Source organism: Subtercola boreus (assembly GCF_003399625.1).
Taxonomy (GTDB): domain Bacteria; phylum Actinomycetota; class Actinomycetes; order Actinomycetales; family Microbacteriaceae; genus Subtercola; species Subtercola boreus_C.
Genome location: NZ_NBXA01000003.1, coordinates 35224 through 57069, shown reverse-complemented (window position 1 = coordinate 57069; position 21846 = coordinate 35224). Strand labels below are relative to the sequence as shown.

Genomic DNA, 21846 nt, shown 5'->3' with positions numbered 1-21846 from the left:
AGAGCATGCATCTCCTCGCAGTGTTGAGCATGAAGAACCGGGCCCTGATCGCCCTCGTGACGATCGTGGCGGCGGTCTTCGGCGGGCTGGCCCTCACCAGCCTGAAGCAGGAACTGATCCCGTCGATCGACTTCCCGCAGCTGGTGATCCTCACCAACTATCCCGGCGCGTCGCCCGAGGTGGTCAACGATGACGTTTCGACGCCGATCGAGCAGGCCGTGCAGGGCGTCGAGGGCATCGACACGACCTCCGCGACATCCAGTACCAACCTCTCGATCGTCAATGCGACCTTCGTCTACGGCACGAACCTCGCGAACGCCGAGCAGAAGATCTCGCAGGCGATCAACCGGGTGAAGTCGACACTGCCCGACACCGTCGACCCGCAGGTGCTGAGTGGCAGCATCGGAGACCTGCCGGTCATCCAGATCGCGGTCACCGGCGGCACCGGCGGCGACACGAAGGCGCTCGCGGCGTCCCTCCGGGCCTCCACCCTCACCGACATCGAGCAGGTGGCGGGGGTGCGCGCGGCGCAGCTCGTCGGCGACCCCGGGCAGCGCGTCACGATCACGCCCGACAGTGCCAAGCTGGCCGAGGCGGGACTCACCCAGGCGGCCCTCAAGACGGCGGTGGCATCGAACGGCACGCTCCTGCCCGCCGGGTCGCTGACGGAGAACGGATCCACGCTCTCGGTGCAGGCCGGCTCGAAGCTGGCGTCGACCGCCGACATCGCGGCCCTCCCGCTCCCGGCGGCCAAGCCGGGCGGGGGCGTGTACTCGATCGGCGATGTGGCGACGGTGGCGCTGGTCGACAACCCCGTGACATCCATCTCCCGGGTGAACAGTGAGCCCGCCCTCACCATCGCCGTGACGAAGCTGCCCGCCGCGAACACGGTCGACGTGTCGAAGGGCGTGCAGGACATCATCCCTCAGCTGCAGGCGGCACTGCCCGGCGCAACCTTCACTGTCGTGTTCGACCAGGCCCCGTTCATCCAGCAGTCGATCGAATCGCTCGCCACGGAGGGCCTGCTCGGCCTGTTCTTCGCCGTGGTGATCATCCTGATCTTCCTGATGTCGGTGCGGTCGACGATCGTGACCGCGATCTCGATCCCGACCTCGGTGCTCATCACGTTCATCGGGCTGCAGACGGCGAACTACTCGCTGAACATCCTGACCCTCGGTGCGCTGACGATCGCGATCGGCCGGGTCGTCGACGACTCGATCGTCGTGATCGAGAACATCAAGCGGCACCTGGGCCAGGCGGAAGGCTCGGGGCCGATCGACGGTGCGACCCGGTCGGAGGTCATCATCGAGGCGGTGCGCGAGGTCGCGACGGCCATCACCGCCTCGACGATCACGACGGTCGCTGTCTTCCTGCCGATCTCGTTCGTGCAGGGCACGACGGGCGAGCTGTTCCGGCCGTTCGCGCTCACGGTGACGATCGCGCTGCTCGCCTCGCTGTTCGTCGCGCTCACGATCGTGCCGGTGCTCGCGTACTGGTTCCTCGGCAGCTCGCACCGGGTGAGCCGGCGGCAGCGCAAGCAGGCTCCGGATGTACAGGGCACCCGCGACACGGTGGCCGGCCGCCCCGTGCGGGACACGCTCGCCGTCGCCGGGGCCGCGCTGCCCGGCCGCCGCGCCCGCCGTGCGCAGAACGTCATCGAGGACGAAGCGCCCGGCGCCCTGCAGCGGCGCTACCTGCCGATCATCACGTGGACGCTGAAGCACTCGTTCGTCACCCTCATCATCGCGGTGCTCGTGCTCGGCGGCACGATCGCGCTGGTGCCGTTCATGAAGACCAACTTCCTCGGTTCGAGCGGCCAGAACACGCTCACCGTCACCCAGACCGTGCCGGTCGGTGCGAGCCTCGACGTGCAGGACGCGTCGGCGCAGAAGGTCGAGGCGGCCCTTCGCGGCATCGCGGGCATCCAGACCGTGCAGGCCTCGATCGGTTCGAGCGGCTCGAGCCTTCGCGATGCCTTCGTGGGCGGCGGCGGCAATGCCATCACGTATTCGATCACCACCGACGACTCCGTGAACCAGGATGACCTGCAGAACACCGTGCGGACGGACCTCGCCGCCATTCCCGACGCCGGCGCCATCTCGGTCGCCGCGTCGGCCGGATTCGGAGGCTCCTCGGACATCACGGTCGACGTCTCGGCCACGAACCAGACCGACCTGCAGGCCGCGGCCGACGCGGTGCTCGCCTCGGTCAAGGATCTCGACGGCATCACGCAGAGCTCATCGAACCTGGCAGCCACCCGGCCCTACATCGCCGTGGCCGTGGACCGCACGAAGGCAGTCGAGGCCGGCCTCAGCGAGGTCGCCGTCGGATCTCTCGTCGCGAATGCCATGCAGCCGCAGACCGTCGGATCGATCGTGATCGACAGCACCCAGTACACGATCTACATCGCCAGCGACAGCACCCCGGCCACCCAGGCCGACCTCGCGGCGCTCGAGGTGCCGACCGCGACCGGGCCCGTGCGGCTCGACTCGCTCGCGACCGTCTCCCAGGTGAACGGCCCCGACACCATCACCACGTCGCGGGGCCTCCGGACGGCGAGCATCACGGCGACGCCATCCAGTGACAACCTCGGCTCGGCCAGCGCCGAAGTGCAGAAGGCCGTGGATGCCGTCGAGCTGCCCGCCGGGGCGACCGCGAAGCTCGGCGGGGCGACCTCCAACCAGAGCGACGCCTTCGGGCAGCTCGGCATTGCGCTCCTCGTGGCGATCCTGATCGTCTACGTCGTCATGGTGGCGACGTTCAAGAGCCTTCTGCAGCCGCTCCTGCTGCTGGTGTCGGTGCCGTTCGCGGCAACCGGGGCGATCGCGCTGCAGGTGATCTCGGGTATCCCGCTGGGGGTTCCCTCGATCATCGGCGTGCTGATGCTGATCGGCATCGTGGTGACGAACGCCATCGTGCTCGTCGACCTGGTGAACCAGTACCGGGGGAGGGGTCTGCCTGTTCGCGAGGCGTTGGTGCAGGGCGCCGTGCGGAGGCTCCGGCCGATTCTGATGACGGCGCTCGCGACCATCTTCGCGCTGCTGCCGATGGCGATCGGGTTGACCGGGCACGGCGGCTTCATCTCGCAGCCGCTCGCTATCGTGGTGATCGGCGGGCTCGTCTCGTCGACGATCCTGACGCTCATCGTGCTGCCCGTGCTCTACAACGTGGTGATGGGGCGCCTCGAGCGACGGCAGCAGCGCCGGGAGCAGCGGTTCGCCGAACGACGCACCGAGCTCGGCCCGGTGCGTGAACTCACAGCCGCGGCCGCCCAGCCTGTGAACACCCCGGAGACCTGACCGATCGTGCAGGAGCTGACCGAGCGGTCAGGTAAGCTCGTGCCCGTGGCATCTCCCTCCTCCCCCCGGCCCGATCCTTCGGAAGAACTGAAGGCCGTCGCGCTCCGACTGTTCGTCGAGACGAGCTATGCGGGGGCGTCTCTCCAGCAGATCGCCGACGCCGCCGGCTACTCGAAGTCGAGCGTGCTGTACCACTTCGCATCGAAGGAGGCGCTGCTCGAAGAGGCGCTCACCCCTGCCGTCGTCAAACTCGACGGTCTCTTCCAGGGCTCGATCGGCCGCATCGCCGACGCCGAACTGCGGGGCACTTTCGTCGAGGACTTCATCGATTTCCTGCTGGTGCACGGCCTCGAGGCCCACATCATCATCAACCAGGGCCAGTCGCTGGCGGGTATCCCGATCGTCGATCGTGCCAACGACTTTCTGCGCAGGCTGAGCGACTCGTTCGTCAACGAGTTGGCGACACCCGAGCAGCGTATCCGGCTCGGCGTCGCTCTGGCCGGTGCCGCCTACGTGGTCGCGACCGGAGTCGCGATGCCGTCGACCGACCTGGCCCCCATCGAAGAGGCCCGCGCGGCCCTGGTCGCCGTCGTCGCCGAACTTCTCGTCCCCCTCGCCGCCCCGGCCGTCACGCTCTAGGAGTCCGCACCATGGCAACTCTTCTGTACCGCATCGGACGCTTCTCGTTCCGTCATCCCTGGCAGGTGATCGTGGTGTGGTTCCTGCTGCTCGCCGGGATCCTCGGCGGCGGAGTCGCTCTCGGCGGCAGCTACGACGAGGGGTTCAGCATCCCGGGAACCGAGTCCCAGCAGACTCTCGACAAGCTCGACGCGGTGTTCCCAGCCGTCGCCGGATCGAGCGCGCAGGTGGTGTTCCAGGTGCCGGCGGGCCAGACGGTCACCGACCCTGCCGACCAGGCGGCCATCACGGCCGTGACGGATGCGCTCGCGAAGATCCCGCACGTCAGTTCGGTCGTCACGCCCTACTCCCAGTACGCCACCAACGCGATCTCCGCCGACAAGACGATCGCCTACGCCTCGGTGTCGTTCGACGGGCCGACCGTCGACATTCCGGCCTCGACGACGGATGCCGTGCAGGCCACCCGCGCGCTGGCGTCCGATGCGGGCATCCGGGTCGAATTCGGCGGCCAGGTCTTCCAGGACAACACTGTCGGCATCTCGCCATCGGAGGGTCTCGGTGTGCTGTTCGCCGCCGTGGTGCTCTTCATCACCTTCGGCTCCCTGCTCGCCGCCGGGCTGCCGCTGCTCTCGGCGATCATCGGTGTCGGCATCTCGATCGGCGCCGTCACCGCCTCGACGGCGTTCGCCTCCATCTCGAGCACGGCGCCGCTCCTGGCCGTGATGATCGGACTCGCGGTCGGGATCGACTACGCCCTGTTCATCCTCTCGCGGCATCGAACGCAGCTCGCCCAGGGCCAGGAGCCCGAGGAATCGGCTGCGCAGGCGGTCGCGACCGCGGGCAGTGCGGTGGTCTTCGCGGGCACGACCGTGATCATCGCCCTGCTCGGTCTGCTCGTCGTCGGCATCCCGTTCCTCAGTGTCATGGGGGTCGCCGCCGCCTTCGCCGTCTTCATCTCGGTCTGCATCGCGGCAACCCTCCTGCCGGCCATCATGGGCCTCGCGAAGAACCGGCTGAGGCCCAAGAGCGGCTCCCGGGTCGAACGCCGTGCGCTCGCGGCGCTGGAACACGACGAGCCGGTCACGATCGCAGGCCTGGGTGCGGGTGCTCCGGATGCCCACCCCGCCCACCACGCCGCCCCGGTCGTCGACGCGGCAGACCCGGCTGCGCCGGTGCACGCCGGAGCCCATGCCGCCCGCGCGAAATCCGGCACCAAACCGGTCTCGCGCTCGATGGGTGCCCGCTGGGTGGGCCTCGTCATGAAAGCGCCGATCGTGTTCATCATTGTCGTGTGCGGGCTGGTCGGCGTCGCCGCCATCCCTGCCTTCAGCCTCGACCTGAACCTGCCGACCTCCGGCCAGCAGCCCGCCGACACGACGAACCGCCAGGCCTACGATCTGCTCGCCGAGGGCTTCGGCCCCGGTTTCAACGGCCCGCTCATCGTGGTGGCCGACATCACGCAGTCCACCGACATCCAGGGTGTGCTCACCAAGATCGGCGACGAGCTGCGCACCGTTCCCGGGGTTGCTGTCGTCGGGCAGGGCATCCCGGATCCCACCGTCGACACCGCGATCTTCCAGGTCATCCCGACGACCGCTCCCGACTCGCCCGAGACCAAGACACTCGTGCACGATCTCCGGGCGGTGAACGACAAGATCACGGCCGATCTCGGCACACCCATTGCCGTCACGGGGCAGACGGCCGTCGCCGTGGACATCTCCGACCTGCTCACCGCCGCCCTGCTGCCGTTCGGCATCCTCGTGGTCGGTCTCTCGATCGTGCTGCTGGCCATGGTGTTCCGCTCGATCGCGGTGCCGATCAAGGCGGCCGTCGGCTTCCTCTTCTCTGTGGGTGCGAGCTTCGGGGTGACCGTCGCCGTCTTCCAGTGGGGCTGGGGTGCCGATCTGCTGAACATCGCGACAACGGGCCCGCTCATCAGCTTCCTGCCCATTCTGCTGATGGCGATCCTCTTCGGGCTCGCCATGGACTACGAGGTGTTCCTCGTCTCGGGCATGCGGGAGGAGTTCGTGAAGACGAAGGACGCCCGCCGCGCCATCCGGGTCGGCTTCGTGCAGGGAGCCCGGGTGGTCACGGCTGCCGCGCTCATCATGTTCTTCGTGTTCTTCGCCTTCGTGCCCGAGGGCACCGGCGCCATCAAACAGATCGCGCTCGCGCTGGCCGTCGGTGTCTTCGTCGATGCGTTCCTGGTGCGGATGACGCTCGTTCCGGCCGTGATGACACTGCTCGGCGCCACGGCGTGGAAGCTGCCGCGGGCGCTGTCCCGCATCCTGCCGAATGTGGATGTCGAGGGCGAGGGTCTTCGCGAACACATCTCGAGTGCGGCCTGGGCGTCCCGTCACACCGACGACATCGTCTCTGCCGAAGACCTCCGCATCGGAGGGGTCGAGAACACGATCGAGCTCTCGCTCACCGAGGGCTCGATCCTGGTTCTCGCCGGCGACACCACGTCACGCCGCCTGGTCGGCGCAACGCTGGCGGGGCGCCTCGTTCCCGAGTCCGGCGAGCTGCAGGTGCTCGGGTTCACCGTGCCATCCGAGGCCGGCGCCCTCAGCCGGTGCGTGACCCTTGTCGATCTCGCCTCGGGGCGGACGGATGCCTCGACCTCCGTCGGCTCGGCGCTCGGTGATCGCATCCGTTACGCCCGGCCGCTGTTCCGGCGCGGAGCGTCGACATCCGAGATCGAACGCCGTGTCGCCGACATCGACAGGGTGCTCTCGCGGTTCCCCGGCGAGCCGCCGCTCTCGGCTGACACCGCCCTCGGTTCGCTCACGCCGCTCGCGACGGCGCTGGTGCTCACCGCGCTGGGTCTCGCCGACGGTGGCGCGGTGCTGGTGCTCGACACGGGCGATGCGGGGTCGCCGCTGGCTGACACCGGGGGCTTCGTGGATGCCCTGGCCGACCTTGTGCCCGCCGGCATGACGCTCGTGCTCGGTCTTCCCGCAGTGCCGGAGTTCGGCGCGGCGCGGCAGGCTGCCGCCGGCTCGATCACGGCCTCAGCCTCCGCCCGGCCGCTGGTCACCCTCGAACTCTCCACTCCCGCCCGTCCTGAAGGGGTCCTCCGATGAGCATCCAGAACACTGCCGCTCCTGCCGCAGAGGCAGCACCCGTGCATTCCCACCGACGCCGCGGCAGGTGGTGGTTCGCCGTGGCCGCCATCGCCGTCATCGTGATCCCGCTCGCGGCGAATGCGCTCTTCTCCGGTGCGTTCTCGAACGTCTCCGACAACCTGAACAAGGTGCCGGCCGCGGTGGTCAACAACGACAAGCTGCTCACGACGACCGCTGCCGACGGCACCCAGTCCACGGTCTATGCGGGCCGAGGCCTGGTCACCGCTCTCACCGGGCCCGACCAGACCGGTTTCGACTGGAACGTGACCAACAGCGCAGACGCCGCCAAGGGCCTGGCCGACGGCACGTTCTACGCGGTGCTGACCATCCCCGAGAACTTCTCCGCCCAGATCAACACGCTCGGCACGCCCGCTCCCGCACAGGGATCGATCGACATCCAGACCGATGACTCGCACGGCTACCTCGCGGGCGTGGTCGCGAGCACCGTCGGTTCCGCCCTGAAGGCCGGCTTCGGCCAGACGATCACCACGCAGGTGCTGACCGGGGTGTACTCCGGGCTCGGAACGGTCGGCACCCAGCTGTCGACCGCCGCGAACGGCGCCACGCAGCTCGGCACAGGAGCCTCGAGTCTCACCGACGGGCTGAACCAGCTCGCCACGGGAGCGTCGGGTGCGGCATCCGGCGCCTCGACGCTCAGCTCGGGTATCGGCCAGTACACCGGAGGAGTCGACTCGCTCGCCAGCGGTGTCTCGACGCTCGACGACCAGGCCGGCCAGCTCTCGCAACTCTCCGACGGTGTCAGCACCTACACCGACGGTGTCTCGACGCTTGCCGGGGGCTTCAGTTCGCTGAAGGCCGGGCTCGACTTCGCGATCAGTTCGAACCCGACCCTCGATGCCGGTTCGAAGGCGCAGCTTCTCGGAACCTACGCGAAGCTCTCCGGCGGGCTCAGTCAGGCCGCGTCGGGTGGCTCGACGCTTGCGGCAGAGACGTCGTCGGGTCTGGATGCCCTGCAGGGCGGCATCTCGCAGCTCGACTCCGGCGCCTCCCAGCTCTCCTCCGGCTCCGGCCAGCTGAGGGACGGCGCTTCCCAGCTCTCCGACGGTGTCGCGCAGCTCGCCACGGGAGCCCAGCAGTCCGCCGCGGGTGCCGGCCAGCTCGCCACCGGCGCCACCACGCTCGCCTCGGGTCTCCAAACGGGGGCGGATGCGCTCACCAAGAGCGCCGCGACGGATCCGGCGGCCTCCGCCAAGGTCGCGGCCGACCCGATCGCGGTGAACGTGACGACGCTGAACAGCGAAGGCGGGATCGGCAGCGTCATCGCCATCCTGATCCTTCCCGCCGGGCTCTGGATCGGGGCCCTCGCAATCTTCCTGCTGCTCCGCCCACTGCGGATGTCGCTGCTCGCGAGCTCGGCCTCGACGGGCCGGCTCGTGCTGCGCATCTTCGGCCGGGCGTCGCTGTTCGCGGCGCTCCAGGCGGTGGTCGTTGTGGCCTACCTGCAGTTCAGCCTGGCTGCGCCATGGTCCTCGTTGCCCGCGACGCTCGGCTTCGCGTTGCTGGTCGCACTCGCCTTCACGGCGTTCCACCAGTTCCTGAGGGCGGCTTTCGGCCGGGTCGGCTCGGTCATCTCGCTCATTCTGTTCGCTCTGCAGATCGCGACGACGGCCGGCATCTATCCGGTCGAGATCCTGTCGGGGCCGTTCCAGTTCATCAGCAGCGTCTCGCCGCTGGCGTATGCCGTCTCGGGCATGCAGGGCATCCTGGCAGGCGGTTCTGCTGGAACGGTGTGGGGGAGCGTCGCCGTGCTTGCCATCCTGCTCCTGCTCAGCCTGCTGTTCGCAGGAGCGGCCCTCGCAAGGCGGCGGCGGCCCGAACGCACCGGCTGGCTGCTTGTGGGGTCGCCGGCGCGGGAGACCGGCTCGCGGCGCGCGGCGCGGCAGACCGAGCACGCAGGGCCGGCTGCCGCCGGAGCATCCGGCACTTCGCGGCCCGGGCTCGCTACCTGACACGCACGCACGAAACCTGTGGTTCGTGACAATCGGGGGCCGACCGTGTAGCGTATAAAGGTCGGCTCTTGACACCGCGCGTCGTGCGCGGATGGGTTTGTAAGTCAGGTGGGCCGGTTTCTCGTTTCGTGCACCAGCGTTTCCCGCTGGTTTGGCAGGGCGCAATATGGATGCGTCGTGCAGGAGTGCACAAGCGCAACAACACCGCACGAACGTGTGCACGGGTGTGAAGGCGCGGGGCGGGAACAATCACGTATGTGAAACGGCCCCGGCCAAAGACTGCCCGGGTTCAGCAAAAGTCAATCGCAAATGTATTGACCGCTTTGCCATGCAAATTAAAAAACCCGGAAAGCATCATGCCCGATTACTCGAAGAAATCCTCCACCGGCGGCAACAAGTTCGGCCCGAAGAGCGCTCCCGGAGCGCGGAGTGCCGGCCACCGCGGCCACCAGAGCGTTGACGCGGGAGCGTCAAAGAAGGCCCGCTGGAGCCCCGATGAGCGTGCCGCCCGCGGCGCCGCCCCGACGAACCGCGCCGAGCGCCCCAACTGGGAGCCCCGCGCCGCAGCCCCGAGCCGTGAGTCGAACTACAGCGACCGCGGATCCCGCCCGTCGTACGGCGACCGCCCCGACCGTGGCGCCTCGACCGGTCGCCCCTCCTACGGCGACCGCCCCGACCGTGGCGCCTCGACCGGTCGCCCCTCCTACGGCGACCGCAATCCGTCCGGCGCCGGCCGCAGCGACCGCCCGTCGTACGGAGACCGTCCCGACCGCGGTGCGCGCACCGAGCGTCCGAGCTACGGTGACCGCAACTCATCCGGTGCCGGCCGGAGCGACCGCCCCTCGTACGGTGACCGCCCCGCGCGGAGCAACGACCGCCCCTCCTACGGCGACCGTCCCGACCGTGGTGCCCGCACCGAGCGTCCGAGCTACGGCGACCGCGGTGCATCCACGGGCCGTCCGTCGTATGGTGACCGTCCGGAGCGCAGCGAGCGCCCGTCATACGGTGACCGCAACGCCTCCGGTGCCGGCCGCACGGAGCGTCCGAGCTACGGTGACCGCGGTGCATCCTCGGGCCGTCCCTCGTATGGCGACCGCCCGGCACGCACCGAGCGCCCCGCGTATGGCGACCGCCCGGCACGCACCGAGCGCCCCGCGTATGGCGACCGCCCGGCACGCACCGAGCGCCCCGCGTATGGCGACCGCCCGGCACGCACCGAGCGCCCCGCGTACGGCGACCGTCCCGACCGTGGTGCGCGCACCGAGCGTCCGAGCTACGGCGACCGCGGCGCATCCACCGGCCGTCCGTCGTACGGCGACCGCCCGGAGCGGAGCGAGCGCCCGAGCTACACCGAGCGTGCCGGCCGCCCCGAGCGCCCCACCTACGGCGACCGTCCCGAGCGCTCCGAGCGCCCGGCCCGCACGGAGCGACGGAGTTACGGCGACCGTCCGGCCCGCACCGAGCGTCCGGCCTACAGCGACCGTCCTGCGCGTTCGTTCGAGGACCGCCGCGACTCCAACACCGACCGCGCCGCCCGCGGCAGCGACTTCTACCCGAAGCGCGAGAACACCGGTTACAGCGACGGAGCGGGAACCGCAGCAGCGGGCCGCTTCGGTGCCGGCGACGACGTCGTGCTCGAGCGCCTCGAAGCCGAAGTCACCACCGCCAGCGACGTCGTCGACAAGACGTTCGGCGACCTCGGCCTCGGTGACAACATCCAGCGCCAGCTCGCGTCGATGGGTGCTCCGAGCCCGTTCCCAATCCAGGCAGCGACCATCCCCGACGTTCTCGCCGGCAAGGATGTTCTCGGCCGCGGCAAGACCGGCTCGGGTAAGACGATCGCCTTCGGCGCACCCCTGGTCGAGCGCCTGATGGAGAACGACGGAGCCAAGGGCCGGAAGCCCGGTCGTCTCCCGCGCGCCCTCATCCTGGCCCCGACGCGTGAGCTCGCGATGCAGATCGACCGCACCGTGCAGCCCATTGCCCGCTCGGTCGGTCTGTTCACCACCCCGATCTTCGGTGGCGTGCCCCAGTTCAAGCAGGTCTCGGCGCTGCAGCGCGGCACCGACATCATCATCGCGACCCCCGGTCGCCTCGAGGACCTCATCGAACAGGGCCGCCTCGACATCTCGCAGGTGAAGATCGTCGTTCTCGACGAGGCCGACCACATGTGCGACCTCGGATTCCTCGAGCCCGTGCAGCGGATCCTCCGCCAGACCGCGCCCAAGAGCCAGAAACTGCTCTTCTCGGCCACCCTCGACAAGGGTGTCGCGCAGCTGGTGAACGAGTTCCTCGTCGAGCCGGCCGTGCACGAGGTCGCCGGTGAAGACCAGGCCTCCTCCACGATCGATCACCGCGTTCTGCTCATCGAACAGCGCGACAAGCGGGCGATCATCGAGCAGCTCGCGTCGGGCGAGGGCAAGACGCTGATCTTCGCCCGCACCCGTGCGTTCGCCGAAGAGCTGGCCGACCAGCTGGACGACGCGGGCATCCCGTCCACGTCGCTGCACGGCGACCTCAACCAGTCGCGCCGCACGCGGAACCTCCAGCTGCTCACCAGCGGCCGGGTCAACGTGCTCGTGGCGACGGATGTCGCAGCCCGCGGCATCCACGTCGACGACATCAACCTGGTCATCCAGGCCGATGCTCCCGACGAGTACAAGACCTACCTGCACCGTTCGGGCCGCACGGGCCGCGCGGGCAAGCAGGGCACCGTCGTGACGCTCATCTCGAAGTCGCGTCGCCGCCGCATGGACGAGCTGCTCGAGCGCGCCGACATCGAGGCGACCATGGTTCCGGCCGTCCCCGGCGACCGCCTGATCGACGACCTGCAGAGCGCTCACGCGTAGCTCTCACCTGCACCACCCGGACGGGCTCCGGATGTCCCCCACCTCGGTGGGGGCATCCAGAGCCCGTTTCTGCGTTGGGGCGTGCGTGTATTCAGGTCGGTTGGGCCACCGTGCCTGATGAATCGATGGCGGGCCGTTTCGTCGGAACAAAGAAGCAATTACATGAGGTATCCTCGTTGAATGAGAACCCTTATTTCGCTATCCCACCTAGTGGCATTGGACTAGCGGGCCTGGTCGGCCAATAATGGTGAAAGAGGTGAAGCAACGTGAGGTGGAGAGAGTTCCCGCGACGGAGAGTCGCTGGCCATACCCACGCACGGAACCGTGTCGCCCGGTGTTGTGAGGCAAGTGCTCAAGAAGGTGCCGGGAGCGCCTGAAAGTTGGAGGTAGCGATGGGGTACCCAGAGGTTCGGCCGTTCAGGGTTGTTGCCGCCCGGGAGGGACGATGGTGGGTCATCACCGTGCCCGAACTCGACGCGGTCACGCAGGCGCGCCACGCCCGTGATATCGAGGACATGGCCATCGGTCTCATCTCGGCTCTCCTCGATGTAGCTGAAGAGTCCGTCAGCGTCGAGGTGGTTCTCGAGTTGCCTGAGCTTGTAGCTGAAGTCTGGCAGGAGGCTTCGGCTCTTCATGAGCGTGCGCTCGCCGATGAGAGACGTTCGTCGGCGTTGCGTCGACAGGTCGTCAGGGAGCTTCTGACCTCGTCTGGCCTCAGCCAGAAGGACACGGCCCAACTGTTGGGACTGTCATCCCAGCGTGTCCAGCAGTTGGCGCACCAGTAGGAGTAGGGGTTCCGTTCTCACCGGTCTTCGTCAGCAGACGCGGAGGAACCGGCCGATGCTGACGCCAACGCCGGGGCGGCGTCCGCGCGTGCCTTCTGGCGGCGGCCGAGTTGGCCCTCTACGAGACCCGAGGCGAGAAGGCAGAGCGCCCCCGTCACCGTGCTGAGCGCGCCGACATCGAGGCGACCATGGTTCCGGCCGCCCCCGGCGACCGCCTGATCGACGACCTGCAGAGCGCGCACGCGTAGGTCTCACCTGCACCACCCGGACGGGCTCCGGATGCTCCCCCTGCGGGTGGGCGTCCGGGGCCCGTTCTGCGTTCCCGTCGGAGGGGGTCGGGGTGGGGGGCCGGGGCGGCGGGTCAGGCCCCGCGGGCTGCAGCGCGGCGCCGTTGGTGGCGCTGGATGAGGGCCTCGGCCCGGCCTGAAAGCAGCAGGAGCAACAGGGGGAAGACGCCGATGCCCGGCACGAGCACCGCGAGGAGGAACGCCACGGCCATGGTGGTCGTCGAGACCACCACGGGCGTCATCCGGAGCGTGCCCCGGAGGGATTCGAGCTGCAGCTCGGGCTTTCGGATGATGATCCAGATCTGCACGAGGCTGGTCAGCGACGTGAGCAACATCGTGCCGATGTAGAGAGATGCTGCCGCCCCGTCGACACTGCTGCCATGTCCGAGCAGCTCGGTGGGGAACGGCAGGAAGACGATCGACAGCAACCAGGCGAAGTTAACCCACACGAGGGGGATCGTGTAGCCATCGATGTTGCGGTAGATCTGGTGGTGCAGTAGCCAGAACCGGGCGATCACGACAAAACTCAGCACGAAGAGGAAGAGCTGCGACGCATTCTCGGAGAGAAAGTCCGCGACCGTGCCCGTTCCTATCTGCCGGGCATCGTCGACCAGAGGCAGGATCAGCAGGGTGACCGCAATGGCGATGACGGCGTCGCTCAGGTTGACGAGTCGGTCGTAGCCCCGCGTGATGATCATGGGGCAATTATCGCGCTCCGGCGGGGTGTTGCCTGTCAGCAGGGCTGCAGGGCGGATTCATCGGTCTCCGCCTCGCAGGGGTTCCGCACCGCGGAGAGGAACGGGGTGGGAGTCGCTCGGCGGACTGCCAGCACGAGTATCAGCATGACGATGGCCCCGGTCGCGGCGACCCCCGCCGAGATCCAGAAATCGAAGGCGAGCCCACCCGTGCTGACCGCGACGGCCCCCAGGGTGGAGCCGGTGGCGATCGCGACCTGGATGGTCGTGACGAACAGCGCCAGCGATCCCTCCGCGGCGTCGGGAGCCGCAGAGACGACCCAGGTCTGCATGGCCAGCGGCAGGCCGCCCCACACTGCTCCCCAGACGGTGACGAGAACGAAGACCAGGGCGGCGGAGCCTGCGGCGAACGGCAGCAACGCCACGCTCACGGCAACGATCACGATGGTGCCGACCACCGTGGCGGTGAGGTTCCGCGCGAGGAGCGTGCCGACGAGGAAGTTGCCCGCGACGCCGGCGAGACCGAAGACCAGGAGCGCCAGGGTGATCAGCGACGGGTCGAAGCGAGCCAGTTCGAGGAGATACGGCGAGACGAAGGTGTAGGCAGCGAACTGGCCGAAGAACACCAGGAGCGTGCCGATCAGCCCGATGCGGGCGCGGGGGATGCGGAGGAGACCGACGATCGTCGTCGGGGTCACGCGGGCGACCGACGGGATCCTCGGCAGCAGGGCGAGCTGCCCGATCAGGGCCAGCACACCGAGTGCAGCCCCGATCACGAACGCGAGACGCCAACTCGACACAGACGAGATGAGGGCACCGAGCGGGAGGCTCACGACGGTGGCCACCGAGATCCCGGCTGTCACCAGGGATGTCGCGCGGATGACCGAGCCGGGTCGGACCAGGCGAGTGGCGACGGCGGCCCCAATGGCCCAGAAGCCCCCGAGCGCGGCGCCGAGCAGCAGGCGGGCCAGCAGGAGAACGGTGAAGTCGGGGGCGATCGCACCGATGACGTCGGCCACGACCAGGGCACCGGTCAGCGCCCAGAGCACGACGCGGCGGTCGACCCTCGATGTGGCAACGGTCACGACAGGGGCGGCCACCGCGGCGGCAATGCCTGTTGCGACGACGACGAGTCCCGCCGACCCGATGCCGACGCCCAGGTCGCCGGCGATGGCCGGCAGAAGTCCGATCGGGAGGAATTCGGAGAGCACGAGGGCGAAGGAGCCGAGAGCCACCGACAGCACGGCCAGCCAACTGCGGCGGTCGGTGCGTTCGGAGAGGGGCAGCGGAACGGCCGCGGTGTGGGTGCTCATGGGGAGCTACAAGACGGGGGGTGCCGGATTCATTCCGCACAACTGCTTGCCGAATATGAACATTTCGTTACGGCAGGGATCAGTTCTCTGAGAATCGGCACACAAACCGTAGGGTGTTATGCAGCCCCCTTACAGGGGGCTGGCCATCCTGCACCTGAAGAACGAGCATGAAGGAGACTCTGTGTCCCCGAGCAACACCTCTGGCCGGCGAGTGCCGCGTATCGTCGCGCTGGCGGCGTCGGTCACCCTGGCGGTCGGCTTCGGCGCCGCCTCTGCCGGTTCCGCATCGGCGGCTTCGACCCCTGTCGCCATCGACATCGTGAACATCAACGACTTCCACGGCCGGCTCGAGGCGAATGGCAGCACCGCGGGCGCGGCCGTGCTCGCCGGTGCCGTCGACAGCTTTCGGGCGGCGAACCCGAACACGATCTTCGCCTCGGCCGGAGACAACATCGGGGCGTCGACATTCACCTCGTTCATCCAGGATGACCAGCCCACCATCGACGCGCTGAATGCGATGAAGCTCGATGTCTCGTCGGTCGGCAACCACGAGTTCGACAAGGGTGCCTCAGACCTGACGAACCGCGTCATCCCGGCGTCCGACTTCCCGTATCTCGCAGCGAACGTGTTCGACACGGCGACCGGCAAGCCGGCCTACGATCAGTACTTCGTGAAGGATGTCGCGGGCATCCGGGTCGGCTTCATCGGAGCCGTCACCGAGGAGCTCCCCTCCCTTGTCAGCCCGGCCGGCATCGCCGGCATCACCGTGGGCCCGATCGTCTCGAGTGTGAACACGGTCGCCGACGAACTGAAAGACGGCGACGCCTCGAACGGTGAGGCCGACGTGATCGTGCTGCTCGTGCACGAAGGCGCGGCGACGCCCGAAGCGGCCGCGCCCGACTCGGTGTTCGGCACGATCGTGAGCGGCGTGAACGCGAACGTCAGCGCGATCATCAGCGCCCACACACACCAGCTCTACGACTATGACGCTCCCGTTCCCGGCGTTCCCGGGGCGACGCGCCCGGTGCTGCAGACCGGTTCGTACAGCATGGATCTCGGCCACCTCGCGCTGTCGGTCGACCCCGACACGAAGAAGCTGCTGAGCATCAGGTCCGAGGTGCTGCCGCTGACCGACGCCGCGGCCGGCAACGCGCCGCTCTATCCCGCAGACCCGACCGTGCAGGCGATCGTCGACAAAGCGGTGGCGAAAGCCGATGTGCTCGGCAGCGTCGAGGTCGGATCCATCACGGCCGACTTCAACCGTGCCCGGCAGAGCGATGCCAGCGAGAACCGCGGCGGCGAGTCATCCCTCGGCAACTTCGTCGCTGACGTACAGCTCTGGTCGACCCAGCAGGCCGGGGCAGAGGTCGCCTTCATGAACCCCGGTGGCCTCCGCGCAGACCTCACGTATGCAGGGTCAGGAGACGCTGCGGGCTCAGTGAGCTACAAGGAGGTCGCCGGCGTGCAGCCCTTCGCGAACACCCTCGTCACGCTGAACCTGACCACGGCGCAGATCAAACAGGTGCTCGAGGAGCAGTGGCAGCCCGCCGCCGCGGCCCGCCCGTTCCTGAAGCTGGGTGTGTCGAAGTCGCTGTCGTACACCTACGACCCGCTTGCCGCTGCCGGATCGCACATCACCTCCCTCCTGCTGAACGGCGCGCCCCTGGCGGCCGACCAGAGCGTCAAGGTCGTCGTGAACTCGTTCCTCGCTTCGGGCGGTGACAACTTCACGACCCTGGCAGAGGGCACGGATGTCGCCGACTCCGGCAAGATCGACCTGCAGTCGATGGTCGACTACTTCGGCCAGTACAAGACGGCCGCACCCGATGAGGCCCAGCGGTCCATCGGTGTGTCGTACCCGGGCGGGTCGGATGTCGCCGCGGGTGTCGCTGCGGGCCAGTCCGTCACCGTGAATCTGTCGTCGCTGCTGTTCAGCGGTGGCGAGCCGGCTGCGCCGACGGTCGACATCGTGGCAGGTGGCGAGGTGATCGCCGGAGGAACGATCGACCCGGCTGTCATCGACACGACGGATGAGGTGGGGCGGGCATCCGTCACCTTCACCGTTCCCACGGGCGCCGCTGTCGGCGACGTGATCTCGGCGTCGGTGCCCGGCACCGGAACGTCGACGGTGCTGCTCACCGTCACCTCGGCTGCCGTCGTGCCGCCTGTCGTGCCGGTTCCCTCGGCCACGCCGACGCCGACGCCGACCAGCGGGGCCGCTTCGGGCTCGCTCGCGAACACCGGGGTGAACGGTGCAGAGACCATCGGGTTCGGGGTGCTCGCGCTGCTCGCCCTGATCACCGGGGGTGCAGCTGTGGCTGTGCGTCGTCGACGGGCCGTGCGGTAGCGGTTCGCATCCTCTCGAGGGGTGGGCCTGTGGAGAAAGATCTCTCCACAGGTTCACCCCTTTCGGCTTCGGTGTCGGGGGTCGAACCTAAACTGGGGGCATGACGATGCGCCCGCCCGCCGGTTACCCCGAGGCCGAACCACCGCCCCTGGACTACCCGGAGGCGGAGTTCGCGGGTGCCGAATACCCGGGTGCCGAGCCGCCGGTGCCCGACTATCCCGAGCCCGAGTACCCCGCCTACGACTCGTTCTCGTTCGACGCGCCCGCCGGGTCGGCGCTGTCCGGCTCCGCGGGGGCTTCCCCGCGCCGGGCTCCGGCCGTTCTCCGGGCCAGGCCCGCTCTCGGCGAAGACGCGCGGGCGGTGCTGAAGCGGGTCTTCGGCTACGACGACTTCCGGGGCGACCAGGCGGCCGTCATCGACCATGTCGCGGGCGGCGGCGACGCCGTGGTGCTCATTCCGACCGGTGGCGGCAAGTCCCTCTGCTACCAGATACCGGCGCTGCTCCGCGAGGGCACGGGTGTCGTGGTGTCGCCCCTGATCGCCCTGATGCAGGACCAGGTCGACGCGCTCCTGGCGGTCGGGCTGAATGCCGCCTACCTGAACTCGACGCAGGATGCCCGGGAACGCGAACGCGTCGAGACCGCCTATCTCGCGGGTGAGCTGGATCTGCTCTACGTTGCGCCGGAGCGGCTCTCGTCCGAGGCCACGAAGCGTTTCCTCGACCGCGGAACCATCTCCCTCTTCGCCATCGACGAGGCGCACTGTGTGTCGCAGTGGGGCCACGACTTCCGTCCCGACTACCTCGGCTTGTCCGAGCTGGCGGAGCGCTGGCCCGCGATCCCCCGCCTGGCTCTCACCGCGACCGCCACGGAGGCCACGCACAAGGAGATCACCGAGCGGCTCAGCATGGGCGATGCGCGGCACTTCGTTGCGAGCTTCGACCGCCCGAACATCCGGTACCGCATCGAGAACAAGGCCGAGGTGAGGCAGCAGCTGCTGTCGCTCATCCGCACCGAGCACGCGGGCGACGCCGGCATCGTCTACGGACTGTCACGAAAGACGGTGGAACAGACGGCGCAGTTCCTGGCGACGAACGGGGTGAACGCGCTGCCGTACCACGCGGGGCTCGACGCGGGTACGCGCGCCCGTACCCAGTCGAGGTTCCTCCGCGAAGACGGGGTGGTGATCGTTGCGACCATCGCCTTCGGTATGGGCATCGACAAGCCCGATGTGCGGTTCGTGGCCCACATCGACCTGCCGAAATCCGTCGAGGGGTACTACCAGGAGACCGGCCGTGCCGGGCGCGACGGGCAACCGTCGACCGCCTGGCTGGCCTACGGGCTGCAAGACGTGGTGCAGCAGCGCCGCATGATCGACCAGTCGCCGGGCGACGTCTCGCACCGCCGGAAGCTCTCCGCCCACCTCGATGCGATGCTCGCCCTCTGCGAGACGGTCGACTGCCGGAGGGTCAACCTGCTCGGCTACTTCGGGCAGACGAGCACGCCGTGCGGCAACTGCGACACCTGCCTGGTTCCGCCGGAGGCGTGGGACGGCACGGTTCCCGCGCAGAAGCTCCTCTCGACCGTCGTTCGGCTCCAGCGGGAACGCAACCAGAAGTTCGGGGCGGGCCACCTCATCGACATCCTGCGGGCGAAGAAGACCCCGCGGGTCTCGCAGTACGGCCATGACGACCTGGCGGTGTGGGGCATCGGCGGAGACCTCTCCGAGCAGCAGTGGAGGGGTGTGGTGCGGCAGCTTCTCGCCAAGGGGCTCCTGGCGGTGAACGACGACGGGTTCGGAACCCTGGTGCTCGCACCGGCCAGCGCCGACGTGCTGAGCGGGGCGACCCGGGTGTCGTTCCGAACCGAGCCCGAGCGCATTGCGGCCCGGTCCGGGCGTTCCGGTTCCGGCTCCGGGGCCCGCGCTGCGGCCACGGCAGACCTCGGCGCCGATGCCGTGCCGCTGTTCGAGGCGCTCCGGGCCTGGCGGTCGACGACGGCGAAGGAGCTGGGCGTGCCCGCCTACGTGATCTTCCACGATGCGACGCTCCGCGAGCTGGCGACCCGACGCCCCGCTGCGCTCGGCGACATCGACGGAATCCCCGGCATCGGGCAGAAGAAGCTCGACACCTACGGTGAGGCACTGTTGGAGGTTGTGGCAGGTCTCTCATAGAAGGCCCTTCATGTTGTAGCTATCGACAACGGTCTGCGAGGCGTGCGGCGCGGTGCTTGTAGGGCTGGCACTGCATGTTTGGCAGGCGGCAGGTGGGCTCGTATCGTGAAAATGCGAGCACTACGAACCGACGCCGAGAGATGAGGGCCACCGATGGTCACCACAGCTGTAACCGATACCACCTCCGTTGAGACAGCGGGGCTGAAGAAGGTCATCACGCCGGCGAAGAACGCGGGCAGACCGGGCGCCAGGAACCCTCGGTCGGCGACGAGCATCGCCCCCGAGGCATCCACGCCCCCGGCGGTCGACATCGACTGGCTGAGCCACTACCTCCTCGGCACCTGGTCCGAGGCGCGGCTCGAATCGCGCCGGGTCGCCGGCCGCCCCGAACTCCAGCGCATCGAGGGCCAGAGCGTCGCGGAACACCGCAGGACCGTCTTCGGCCAGCTCCACCTGCTGGTGAAGGAGGGCGCTGTGAACAAGGCGTTCCCGAAGCACCTCGGCGGCGAAGACGACCACGGCGGAAACATCGCCGGGTTCGAGGAGCTCGTCACGGCAGACCCGTCGCTGCAGATCAAGTCGGGCGTGCAGTGGGGGCTCTTCGGCGCCGCCGTGCTGCACCTCGGTACCGAGTACCACCACGAGACCTTCCTGCCGGCCATCATGAGCCTCGAGGTGCCCGGCGCCTTCGCCATGACGGAGACCGGGCACGGATCCGACGTCGCCAGCATCGGCACCACCGCCACCTACGACGCGGCAACGGAGGAGTTCGTGCTGAACACGCCGTTCCGGGGCGCGTGGAAGGACTACCTCGGCAATGCGGCCGTCGACGGCACCGCAGCCGTCGTTTTCGCCCAGCTCATCACCGCCGGGGTGAACCACGGCGTGCACGCGTTCTACGTTCCCATCCGCTCGGTCGAGGGCACCTTCCTCGAGGGAGTCGGCGGAGAGGACGACGGGATCAAGGGCGGGCTGAACGGCATCGACAACGGTCGCCTGCACTTCGACCACGTGCGCGTGCCGCGTCTGAACCTGCTGAACCGCTATGGCGACGTCGCGGCCGACGGCACCTACACCTCGTCGATCTCGAGCCCCGGGCGCCGGTTCTTCACCATGCTCGGCACCCTCGTGCAGGGCCGGGTCTCGCTCGACGGGGCATCCACTGCTGCGGCGAAGATCGCGCTCATCATCGCGATCACCTACGGCAGCCAGCGCCGGCAGTTCACGGCGGGCAGCGACACCGACGAAGAGGTGCTGCTCGACTACCAGAAGCACCAGAGCCGCCTGTTCCCGCTGCTCGCCACGACGTATGCCGCGAGCTTCGCCCACGAGGTGCTGCTGACGAAGTTCGACAGCGTCTTCTCGGGGGCCCACGACACCGACGCCGACCGCCAGGATCTCGAGACCCTGGCCGCCGCCCTCAAGCCGCTCTCCACCTGGCACGGGCTCGACACGCTGCAGGAGGCGCGCGAAGCCTGCGGCGGCGCGGGTTTCCTCGCCGAGAACCGGCTCACGAGTCTCCGCGCCGACCTCGACGTGTACGCCACCTTCGAGGGCGACAACCACGTTCTGCTCCAACTGGTAGCCAAGAGACTGCTCACCGACTACAGCCGCAGGTTCGCGAAGGCCGATGTGGGCGTTCTCGCCCGCTACGCCGTCGAGCAGGCTGCCGATCGGGCGGTGAACGGGGCGGGCCTCCGCCGTCTCGCGCAGAACGTCTCCGACCGCGGATCCGTCGCCCGCTCGGTGGGCCAGCTCCGCTCGGCGCGGTCACAGCGCGCCCTGCTGACAGACCGTGTCGAGACGATGGTCGCCGAGATAGCCGCGAACCTCCGGCCCGCCGCAACGGGGTCGAAGAAGCCCGGCGCCAAGAAGAAGGCGGCCGACCTCTTCAACCAGAACCAGAACGCGATGATCGAGGCCGCCCGGGCGCACGGCGAGCTGCTGCAGTGGGAGGCGTTCACCGACGCGCTCGCGAAGATCGACGACCCCGGCACCAAGACGGTGATGACCTGGGTGCGCGACCTGTTCGGGCTGGGCCTGATCCAGAAGCACGCTGCCTGGTACCTCATCAACGGTCGCCTGTCGCCGAGCCGGGCCCGGGCCGTCGAGGCCTATGTCGAACGCCTGACCTCCCGGCTCCGCCCGCACGCTCTCGACCTCGTCGCGGCGTTCGGCTACGGCCCCGAGCATGTGCGCGCACCCATCGCCTCGGGCGCCGAGGCGGCCCGCCAGAACGAGGCGCGGGAGTACTACCGGGATCTCCGCGCGAGCGGCAACGCCCCGGTCGACGAGAGGGCGCAGAAGAAGTAGCCGCCCGGCGGCCCAGTGCCATTGCGCCACCCGGCCGCCGGGCGCGTC

General features: G+C 68.8%; 12 protein-coding genes. 9 read left to right on the top strand and 3 right to left on the bottom strand.

All coding sequences use genetic code 11. The features are described 5' to 3' along the window. The first annotated feature begins 5 nt into the window (after positions 1-5). The 6 genes from B7R21_RS02025 (at position 6) to B7R21_RS02000 (ending at position 12670) form a co-directional block, all read left to right on the top strand. The gene (locus B7R21_RS02025; protein WP_116281589.1) at positions 6-3299 is read left to right on the top strand and encodes an efflux RND transporter permease subunit; all 3294 of its coding nucleotides are present in this window, start codon (positions 6-8) and stop codon (positions 3297-3299) included. Between the two features lie 45 nt (positions 3300-3344). After that, positions 3345-3938, top strand: a complete 594-nt coding sequence (locus B7R21_RS02020) for a TetR/AcrR family transcriptional regulator (protein ID WP_172592009.1) — start codon at positions 3345-3347, stop codon at positions 3936-3938. 11 nt (positions 3939-3949) lie between these two features. Then, entirely contained in the window at positions 3950-7024 is a 3075-nt protein-coding gene (locus tag B7R21_RS02015; protein WP_116281587.1) for an MMPL family transporter, read from the top strand. Then, positions 7021-9036 (top strand): YhgE/Pip family protein, encoded by a 2016-nt coding sequence (locus B7R21_RS02010; RefSeq protein ID WP_116281586.1) that lies wholly within the window; start codon positions 7021-7023, stop codon positions 9034-9036. Before B7R21_RS02015 ends, B7R21_RS02010 begins: the two co-directional genes overlap by 4 nt. Before the next feature lie 356 nt (positions 9037-9392). Further along, positions 9393-11885 carry a DEAD/DEAH box helicase gene (locus tag B7R21_RS02005; protein ID WP_116281585.1) on the top strand — a complete coding sequence of 831 codons (2493 nt, stop codon included), beginning with the start codon at positions 9393-9395 and terminating at the stop codon, positions 11883-11885. Positions 11886-12346: 461 nt separating this feature from the next. After that, positions 12347-12670, top strand: coding sequence for a hypothetical protein (locus B7R21_RS02000; protein ID WP_172592008.1), 324 nt, complete (start codon positions 12347-12349; stop codon positions 12668-12670). Positions 12671-12687: 17 nt separating this feature from the next. Here B7R21_RS02000 and B7R21_RS19640 read toward each other — a convergent pair whose 3' ends face one another. From B7R21_RS19640 to B7R21_RS01990, 3 genes are all read right to left on the bottom strand, one after another. Then, positions 12688-12912: a hypothetical protein gene (locus tag B7R21_RS19640; protein WP_147305774.1), complete on the bottom strand. Its 225-nt coding sequence runs from the start codon at positions 12910-12912 to the stop codon at positions 12688-12690. Positions 12913-13031: 119 nt separating this feature from the next. Then, the gene (locus B7R21_RS01995; protein ID WP_116281583.1) at positions 13032-13655 is read right to left on the bottom strand and encodes a TMEM175 family protein; all 624 of its coding nucleotides are present in this window, start codon (positions 13653-13655) and stop codon (positions 13032-13034) included. Positions 13656-13690: 35 nt separating this feature from the next. After that, positions 13691-14965: an MFS transporter gene (locus tag B7R21_RS01990; RefSeq protein ID WP_116281582.1), complete on the bottom strand. Its 1275-nt coding sequence runs from the start codon at positions 14963-14965 to the stop codon at positions 13691-13693. 181 nt (positions 14966-15146) lie between these two features. Here B7R21_RS01990 and B7R21_RS01985 point away from each other — a divergent pair, with 181 nt between their 5' ends. The 3 genes from B7R21_RS01985 (at position 15147) to B7R21_RS01975 (ending at position 21798) form a co-directional block, all read left to right on the top strand. Continuing rightward, a complete protein-coding gene (locus tag B7R21_RS01985; protein WP_253259592.1) occupies positions 15147-17312 on the top strand; it encodes a bifunctional metallophosphatase/5'-nucleotidase in 2166 nt (721 codons plus the stop codon). A gap of 100 nt (positions 17313-17412) precedes the next feature. Beyond that, positions 17413-19485: a DNA helicase RecQ gene (gene recQ / locus B7R21_RS01980; RefSeq protein WP_253259591.1), complete on the top strand. Its 2073-nt coding sequence runs from the start codon at positions 17413-17415 to the stop codon at positions 19483-19485. Between the two features lie 153 nt (positions 19486-19638). Further along, on the top strand, positions 19639-21798 hold the full coding sequence (locus B7R21_RS01975; protein WP_116281580.1) for an acyl-CoA dehydrogenase family protein: 2160 nt from the start codon (positions 19639-19641) through the stop codon (positions 21796-21798). The last annotated feature ends 48 nt before the right edge of the window (positions 21799-21846 follow it).

Bases quoted from the DNA above. Each gene is read 5' to 3' on its own strand.
- B7R21_RS02025 (WP_116281589.1), top strand. From the start codon at position 6: ATGCATCTCCTCGCAGTGTTGAGCATGAAGAACCGGGCCCTGATCGCC.
- B7R21_RS02015 (WP_116281587.1), top strand. From the start codon at position 3,950: ATGGCAACTCTTCTGTACCGCATCGGACGCTTCTCGTTCCGTCATCCC.
- B7R21_RS02010 (WP_116281586.1), top strand. From the start codon at position 7,021: ATGAGCATCCAGAACACTGCCGCTCCTGCCGCAGAGGCAGCACCCGTG.
- B7R21_RS02005 (WP_116281585.1), top strand. From the start codon at position 9,393: ATGCCCGATTACTCGAAGAAATCCTCCACCGGCGGCAACAAGTTCGGC.
- B7R21_RS01995 (WP_116281583.1), bottom strand. From the start codon at position 13,655: ATGATCATCACGCGGGGCTACGACCGACTCGTCAACCTGAGCGACGCC.
- B7R21_RS01990 (WP_116281582.1), bottom strand. From the start codon at position 14,965: ATGAGCACCCACACCGCGGCCGTTCCGCTGCCCCTCTCCGAACGCACC.
- recQ (WP_253259591.1), top strand. From the start codon at position 17,413: ATGACGATGCGCCCGCCCGCCGGTTACCCCGAGGCCGAACCACCGCCC.
- B7R21_RS01975 (WP_116281580.1), top strand. From the start codon at position 19,639: ATGGTCACCACAGCTGTAACCGATACCACCTCCGTTGAGACAGCGGGG.